Annotated in this window: 6 protein-coding genes; 4 read left to right on the forward strand and 2 right to left on the reverse strand. The window is 34.6% G+C overall.

The window, feature by feature from the left end:
- Nucleotides 1–8 precede the first annotated feature (8 nt).
- A complete protein-coding gene (locus VB798_RS21650) occupies nucleotides 9–500 on the reverse strand; it encodes a DUF2271 domain-containing protein (protein ID WP_323689327.1) in 492 nt (163 codons plus the stop codon).
- Nucleotides 501–640: 140 nt separating this feature from the next.
- A complete protein-coding gene (locus VB798_RS21655; protein WP_323689328.1) occupies nucleotides 641–2,140 on the reverse strand; it encodes an ankyrin repeat domain-containing protein in 1,500 nt (499 codons plus the stop codon).
- Nucleotides 2,141–2,572: 432 nt separating this feature from the next.
- Here VB798_RS21655 and VB798_RS21660 point away from each other — a divergent pair, with 432 nt between their 5' ends.
- The 4 genes from VB798_RS21660 to VB798_RS21675 are packed head-to-tail and all read left to right on the forward strand — an operon-like array spanning nucleotide 2,573 to nucleotide 8,546.
- Nucleotides 2,573–3,268, forward strand: coding sequence for an ABC transporter ATP-binding protein (locus tag VB798_RS21660; protein ID WP_323689329.1), 696 nt, complete (start codon nucleotides 2,573–2,575; stop codon nucleotides 3,266–3,268).
- Between the two features lie 20 nt (nucleotides 3,269–3,288).
- Complete coding sequence (locus VB798_RS21665) at nucleotides 3,289–5,739, forward strand: TonB-dependent receptor (protein ID WP_323689330.1); 2,451 nt, start codon at nucleotides 3,289–3,291, stop codon at nucleotides 5,737–5,739.
- A 4-nt stretch (nucleotides 5,740–5,743) separates the two neighbouring features.
- On the forward strand, nucleotides 5,744–7,192 hold the full coding sequence (locus tag VB798_RS21670; RefSeq protein ID WP_323689331.1) for an ABC transporter permease: 1,449 nt from the start codon (nucleotides 5,744–5,746) through the stop codon (nucleotides 7,190–7,192).
- 1 nt (nucleotide 7,193) lies between these two features.
- Complete coding sequence (locus tag VB798_RS21675; protein ID WP_323689332.1) at nucleotides 7,194–8,546, forward strand: DUF3526 domain-containing protein; 1,353 nt, start codon at nucleotides 7,194–7,196, stop codon at nucleotides 8,544–8,546.
- Nucleotides 8,547–8,719: the final 173 nt, after the last annotated feature.

Raw genomic sequence — 8,719 nt, forward strand, 5'->3', positions numbered from 1 at the left:
ATGATGTGTTAGTTAGCACTAAAACGTACATAGCGGATATAACCTGTACCTTCGCTTTTAGCAGAAAGTCCTTCCGTAGTCAAAGGTACTTCAAGGTCTTTAACGTAGTATGGTTTATCTTCTACTGCACTTTCAAAACGCAATTTATAGTTTGCATTAAGCTTTGAATTTTCAATTTCGAAAACGATAACACTTCTATCGCCACCAGCAGCAGAAGCTCCTGTGATGGCACTAATATTACTTGGTTTTTTAGAATAAGCTTTATGCCATTCTTTTAAACTTTTATACCATTTTTTATCGGCACCTAATACATACAAGGTTTTGTCATAAGCACCTTTTGCATCTACAACAGATACAACGATGTATGCTCCTTCGCCCATGTAGTTAGTCATTTGAATCATACATTTGTACTTAGTAGTAGCTGTTTGTGCTGATGAAGTAAAAGATTGAACAAGGCTTAATAGAATAACAAAAAAGCCAATTTTACAGAAATTACGCATAATTTATTGAGTGAATGTGTGAATTGTGAATGAGTGAGTTGTGAGTTAGTGATTGGTGATTAGCATTTCAAATAATTAATTATCAATTATTTACGATAAACCACTAATTCACAATTCACTAACTCACTCATTCGCTAATTTTATTTTAAAAAATTGATAGATACTTTACTTTTAGCTAATGTTTCGTTTTCGCTTGCTAAATCAAAAGCTGTTTCTTTGAAATTGGTAACAGATTCTTTCTGAGCACCAATTGATAAAAGATATTTTAAGATGGCATCATCTTTGGCAATCATCGCAGCTCTGTGCAAAGCGGTAAGTCCTTCGCTATTTTTAGCATTTACATCCACTCCCATTGCCTGAATACGCTTTAACAAAGATAAATCACTTTTAGCAATCGCTAAATGAAACAATGTGTTGCCATTTTTTTGTGGAGTCTTCGCATTAAAACCTTTTTCTTGAAGTACTTTTAATTTCGTATCGAAGTCTTCTGGTTTTGGACCATTAAATGCTTGGCGACCTTCTCCGCTACTGTACGACTGAACAAGATATGCGGCAAGGTTATCGCCATTATTATCAGTTACATTTACCGAAGCACCTTTGTTTAGCAAATACTGCACAATTTCTGGTGAATTACTACGAACTGCCATCGCTAAAGCCGTTACGCCTTTTAAATTACCTTGATTGATATTTTTTACATGAGGAAGCAACAAGCCCAAAGCACTTGTATCACGACTTGACGAAGCCGCATTCATCAATACTGTATTTCCATCATTATCAGCTTTGTTCACATCAACACCCTTTGCTAAGAAATAAGCAATAATATCATTTTGCTTAGGTTTACGCACGATAAAATGAAGTGCATTTTCTCCACTTTTGCTGATAGCCGTTGGTTTTAATTTCAAACTTTCAAGAAATTGATATACTTCAATCGTATTTGCACCTCTACGACTACCTTGTGCAGCCAAAACAAAGGCTTGGTCAGTAGCACTTACTCCTTTTTCTAACAATGTTTTTAAGGCAACGATATTCCCACTTCTGGCTACATAAGCAAATGCGTTGTTTCCTTCTGCATCAGTACTTTTTAAATCAAGTCCTTTCGATACAAAATAATTGGTTAATACAAGGTCTTTGTCATTTGCCACAGCCAATAAAAGTGCATTGGCTCCATCATGGTTAAGGTCTTTTTTCAAATTAGCACCACTACGTAAGCAAATATCATACACTTGAGTATTCGTTTGTCCGCCTGTAGCAGCAAAGTTTAAGGGCGTAAACCCGTGGCTATCTTCTACATTCGCTTTTGCACCTTTAGCAACTAAAAACTCCATAATTTCCACATTGCCTTTACTAGCAGCCCAGTGTAAGTAAGTACGACCATCGTGAGTTAATTTATCGGTTGTATTTCCAGCCTGAGATAATAAAAATTTAATAGACTCATTAGGTGCTTGTGCATTAATAGCCATCACTACTGGGTCAAAAGACATAGCATTGAGTTGCGATGGATTATTACCTTTCTCTACTTCAGCCTTAATCGCACTTACGCTAGGTTGGTTTTTCCAAAATGACTGATCCAACAGTACATTTTGTTGCGATTTCGCTGTGAATGAAACAACTGTAAATAATGCAATGATTAGTTTTTTCATGATAATATTTTGAAATACTTGTTTAATGATAATTAAAATGACTTAGACTACTTGGCATCTAATTAGTAAAATCAAGGTCATTTATTTAGACTGATTATAAATTATCGTAAAAGTAGTGAGTTTCTTTTTATTAAAAAATTGAAATAGAAAAAGAATCACATTAAAATGACATAAGTCTATTATCTGCATGCAATTTTTAAAATGTCCAGACTTAATGCAAATTTCCTACAACGAGCTAAAATTATACTTGAAACGGAGCTAAGAATAGCTAAAAATCTCTCTAATCTTAAACTGATTTAAAGACTGAAATATTGGATAAAATTAAATCAGTATGAGGAATATTTTGATAAATTTTATTTGCAACAATATTGCAAATAAAACAAGTTATCTTATATTTGCAATATTGTTGCAAATATAAAAAAGTCAATAGACATGTTAACAGCTAAAAATTTAACAAAAAGATATGATAATCAAATAGCACTCAACTGTTTGAATTTAACTATTAATGAAGGTGAAATTTTCGCCTTGTTAGGACAAAACGGAGCGGGCAAAACCACAACCATTAATTTGTTCTTGGGCTTTATAGAACCAAGTGAAGGAACAGTTTCCATCAATAATATTTCTGTAAGTGATAATGTACTTGAAACCAAACAATACTTAGCGTATATACCTGAAACGGTAATGCTTTATCCAAACTTAACAGGCATCGAAAACCTTGAATTTTTTAGTTCGTTGGCAGGCTTTTCCTATTCAAAAAAGGAACTCAGTGCTTTTTTGAGTAAAGCGGGGCTTCAAGAGACTGCTCATCAGCAAAATTTAGGCGGTTATTCAAAAGGAATGCGCCAAAAAGTGGGTATTGCAATCGCCATTGCCAAAAATGCCAAAGCTTTACTGTTGGATGAACCTACTTCTGGTTTAGACCCAAAAGCTTCGAACGAATTCTCAGAAATCTTGAAAGAACTTTCTAACAACGGAACGGCAATTTTGATGGCAACGCATGATATTTTCCGAGCCAAAGAAGTAGCACATCGCATCGGAATTATGAAAGAAGGCAATTTGGTTTCAGTGGTTAATGCTAAGGATATTTCAGCCAACGAATTAGAACAATTGTATTTGCAAACGGTATAAAACCTAACACACAAAATATTATGAAATACTTTTTTACCATCTTATCTGTATTAACCTCTATTTATTTACAAGCTCAAACCACTAAAGGAAAAGTAAGCGACGCCACGACTGGAGAAAAAATAAAAGGAGCAAATATCCAATTAATAAATACCAACAAAGGTACTTTAACAGACGCTGAGGGAAATTTTGAAATTGAAGGAAAAGGAACACTTAAAATTTCTTCGGTTGGGTACAAAAGCTATCAAGTAAAAGCAAATGGTGCTTTTTTGAAAATTGAGTTAAATCCTGAAAACAAAGAATTACAAACAGTTGAAGTATTGGGAAGAATTGCCAAAGATTATAACAGCGAATACTCTTTTTCGGCTACCAGAATATCTGCTTTGAATAAAGACATTCCACAATCTATTTCAACAGTTACCAAAGAACTCATTGCCGACCGACAAGCTTTTTACTTGGCAGATGCAGTAAAAATTGCAAGTGGCGTCATTCCATCAAGTTATTATAATCAATATTCTATTAGAGGCATTAGTCAGAATGAAGAAGGACAAATTATCAACGGAATGCGTACTCGTCAGTATTATTTCTTACAACCACTTACGACAAATATTGAAAGGGTAGAAGTAATTAAAGGACCAGCCAGTGCTACATTTTCATCGGTTGATCCAGGCGGAAGTATCAATTTGGTTACCAAAAAACCTTTGACAATTGATAGAAAAGAAGTAAGCATGAGCGTAGGAAGTTTTAGTACTTTCAGAGGAACGTTGGATTTTACTGGCCCTTTAAACGATGCTAAAACTCTGTTGTATCGTGTCAATGCAGCTTATCAAGAAGCTCGTTCTTTCAGAGATTTGGTCGGAAATAAGTCGGTCTTAGTTTCTCCTTCATTCAGTTATATTCCTAATAACAAAACCGCCATTAATGCTGAATTGATTTTTAGTAATATGACGGGAAATCTGGACAGAGGTCAGCCAATTTTTGGAGCAACTGCTGGTAAAACGGATTTGAACAGTACGCCAATAAGCTTGAATTTGGGTGCTCCGAACGATTTTTTCAAATCTAAAGAAGTAATTATTATGGGAAATATTGCTCATAAGTTTAGCCAAAATATTGGTTTTAATACTTCTTACATGAAACAATCTTGGACAGAAAATTTACAAGAACACCGCACCACCAACGCCTTTGCGGTAGATATTAATAATCAGCCTGTAACAAACTTGGCGGCAATGCAATTCATTCAGCGCCAGCAATATTGGAATATTGATAACCTAAATAGCTATTTCAATTTTGATTTTAAAACAGGAAAAGCCAGTCATAAATTATTGGTTGGTTACGATTTGAACAGTTGGCAAAAATTGAAAGGTGGCGGACAAAATGCGGCTCGTGGTTATTTGTTGAAAGATGGTTCTGTGGCAAGTTCCTTTGTATTGGCCAATGCTGCCAATTATCAGACGATTACAGTTGGTGGAAAAGTATTGCCCAAACCTAACGTAAATCACTTCGACTTGGCGAATCCAACTTATACCATCCGCAATGTTGAAGATTATACATTGAACGTTCGTACTGCTTTGCCTTCAGCTTTAACCACAACCAATGCCATTTATATTCAAGAACAATTACAATGGAATAAATTCACTTTACTCCTCAGTTTAAGAAACGAATGGTTTAAAGATATTACCAATTACAAAGCCAACAATCCTTTGACGGTAGAAAAAACAGCATTGTTACCTAGAGTCGGTTTGACTTATTCTGTCAATAAATCCATTAATGTTTATGGTAATTATCTGGAAGGTTTTCAGCCACAATCTAATACTGTAACGCTGATGCCACAAACGGGTTCATTGCCTGCGGGTAGCCAATTTGACCCACTGAAAAGTGATTTGAAAGAGTTGGGAATTAAAACCGATTTGTTCAATAACCGAGTAAGATTGAATGTTGCCTTCTACGAAATCAATCAGAAAAATATTTTGATGAATGCCAACGATGCAACAAATCCAGATTTATTGGTTACTCGTGGAGCTGAAAGAAGCCGTGGAATTGAGTGGGATATTGCGGGCTATATGATGCCAAATTGGCAAATTAATGCCTCATACAGTTACATTGATGCCGTTATTGTGAAAGACAATGACGAATCTTTGATTGGAGCAAGAAAGCAAAATACGCCAAAAAACAGCTTTAATATCTGGACTCGCTATAATTTCCAAAGTATTTCTTCATTCAAAGACCTTGGCATTGGTCTGGGAGTACAACATCAAAGCAGTAAAATTCCGTGGTTTACTCGTGCATTTGAAGTACCTGCTTTTACCACTTTTGATGCAGCACTTTATTACACTCCAAACAACAGCAATGTACAAGTAGCCTTGAATGCTGGGAATATTTTTGATACAACCTATTGGCTTGGAGCGCAAAATTACTTGCGTTTATTCCCTGCTGCACCAAGAAATATGACAATGACATTGACGTACAAATTTTAATAATATGTTTTCACATACAGAAATCCTTATCGCCAAGCATTTTAGAAATACTGCCTTCAGAAATAAGGCAGTATTTATGCTGACGATTTTTATAGGTTTACTGCTGATTTATGCGGCTTTTTCCGGTTGGATAAATTTTCAGAAACAAAACGAAATACGAGCAAAATACCAAGAACAAGCCCGAAAAGATTGGCTAAGTAATCCCGACAAACATCCCCATCGAATGGCACATTTTGGGCATTTTGCTTTTCGTCCAAAAGCTCCACTGAGTGTTTTTGATTTTGGAATGGAAAGCTTTTTGGGCAATACTATTTTTCTAGAAGCTCATAAACAAAATACTGTCAACTTCTCAGAAGCTGGTTTTTCAACTGGAATGTTGCGGTTTGGTGAAATCAGCATTGCGATGATTTTACAGGTTTTACTGCCTTTGCTGATTTTCTTTTTGGGCTTTAGCAGTATTGCTTATGAACGAGAAAACGGAACGCTCAAAATACTATTGAGTCAAGGAGTAAGCTGGAAAGCATTAATAATCGGCAAAAGTCTTGGCATTATTAGCGTAGTAATGATGCTTTTTATTCCGATTATTATTGCTACAATTCTACTTTGGTCGTTACTTCAAAATATGAATATTTCAATAGACGAAAGTATCCGTTTACTCTTGATTATACTGGTTTATTTTATCTATTTGGTTATTTTTTGTGTCATCGCTGTTTTGATTTCTGCCATTAGTAAAAGCTCAAAAACGGCTCTTACTTCATTGATTGGGATCTGGTTGATGTTGACGATTGTCATTCCAAGAGGTTCGCAGGCTTTGGGAGCTTACATTTATACTGCTCCGTCAAAAGCAAAATTCAATGCTGATATAGAAAATGACATTTTGAAAGAAGGCGATAGTCACAATCCTGATGACTCACATTACAAAAGCTTGAAAGATTCACTTTTAACTGTTTATAAAGTTGATTCTGTCCAAAAGTTGCCCTTCAATTACAGCGGTTTTGTGATGGCAGAAGGTGAAAAAATCAGTGCCAATATTTACAATCATCATTTAGAAGAACTGCTAAAAATCTACGATAAACAAAATAGTTTTTCGAAGGTAATGGCATTTTTGAATCCATTTATGGCGATTAAAAACTTGTCGATGGCATTGGCAAGTACTGATTTTGCTTCTTACATAAATTTTCAGGAGCAAGCAGAGCAATATCGCTACGAAATGGCTCAGAAAATGAATGAATTACAAATAAAATTCATCAGTAATAAAAAACCAGCAGTAGGTGAAAAACCTCATACTATCGACAAAAAACATTGGGAAGAAATGCACGAATTTGCCTATAAAGAAGCAGAAGTAAGTACAGTTTTTAGCCATGAAATCATTTCCATTTTTGCCTTTATTTTTTGGATAGGGCTATTATTATTTTTTATCAGAATACTGTCTAAAACCTTAAAAGCAATTTAATATGATAGTCTTAGCATTCAAGAATTTTATACGGTCTAATAGCGTAAAAATTGGTTTAAGCTTTTTACTTATTGCAGGAATTGTCAGTCTTTTTGTTGGCAAACAATTTATAGAAAAGCAACAGCAAAATATTATTGAAACAGCAAGGTATCAAAAAGAATACATTGCCAGAAATGTCAATTATCACAAAGATGAAATAGGACTATTATTGTATTATTTGAAGTTTTCCTTCGTTAACGAAACATTGCCCATCAATGGTTTGTCGATTGGTCAACGAGATGTCAATTCATCTATTCAAAGCCTTACCATCAGAGGACTAGAAGCGCAGAAATATGATGCAGATTTGAATAATCCGACGAATCTTTTGTTGGGAAATATTGACTTTAGTTTTGTACTCATCTTCCTGTTTCCATTAATAATTATCGCTTTTACCTACAATATTATTTCGGAAGAAAAAGAAAGTGGCACTTGGCGAATTGTGACTATTCAGAGTAAAAACTTGTTTTTATATGTCTTCCAACTATTTTTTATCCGATTTGTAACAGTAATTTCCGTACTGTTGCTCCTACTATTTTTAGCGATTCCTTTTTTGCATATCCCACTCACAAATACCTTTTGGGCATTTGTTGGTCTAGCAATTTTGTACATCTTTTTTTGGTTTGGTGTCTGCTTTTGGGTAGCATCATTACAGAAAAACTCTAATGCAAATGCTGTTATTTTACTATCAATCTGGATTGTACTTATCATTATTTTGCCTGCATCGCTCAATAATTATCTAGTGAATAAATATCCAGTTCCAGAAGCATTGGCAACAACAATAAAGCAACGAAAAGGCTATCATGAAAAATGGGATATGGACAAAACCATGACAATGAACAAGTTTTACGCACGCTATCCTCAGTTTAAAAAGTTCCCTTTGCCAGATAAAGAATTTAGTTGGTTGTGGTATTATGCCATGCAACAAATTGGTGATGCAGACGCTAATACTCAGGCTACCGCTTTCAAAGAAAAACTGATAGAACGTAACAATGCAAGTAATAACATAGCACGTTTTATTCCAACAATTCATACGCAAATGCAACTTAACGAGATTGCACAAGCGGGCTTGAGCAATCAATTACAATTTCTGGATGAAACGAGCAAATTTCATGAAAAAATGAGACTGTATTTCTACCCAAAAATATTCAGTGAAGTACCTGTAAATAGCGAAAATTGGGAAAAGTTTAAAGTGGAAACTTTCAAGAATCAACACACAAACGGAAGCTTACAAACCTATCTGTCATTAATAGTTTTTAGCCTACTTTTTGGAGGATTTGGTTGGGTAAATTTTAGGAAGAGTATTAATAAATTATAGTTGTTCAGAACGACTAGATTGTTAATTACTCCAGCCAAAAAAAAGTTCTTCATGTAAAGAATCAATCTCCAATAATCCGGAAATAATATTGGATATTGATTGTTTAAAATTTCCTTAAATACTAATTGTGGAAATTGGAAAATGACATGTCGCCAAATAGGTCAAGTATATTC

The organism is Arcicella lustrica (assembly GCF_034930985.1).
Lineage (GTDB): Bacteria > Bacteroidota > Bacteroidia > Cytophagales > Spirosomataceae > Arcicella > Arcicella lustrica.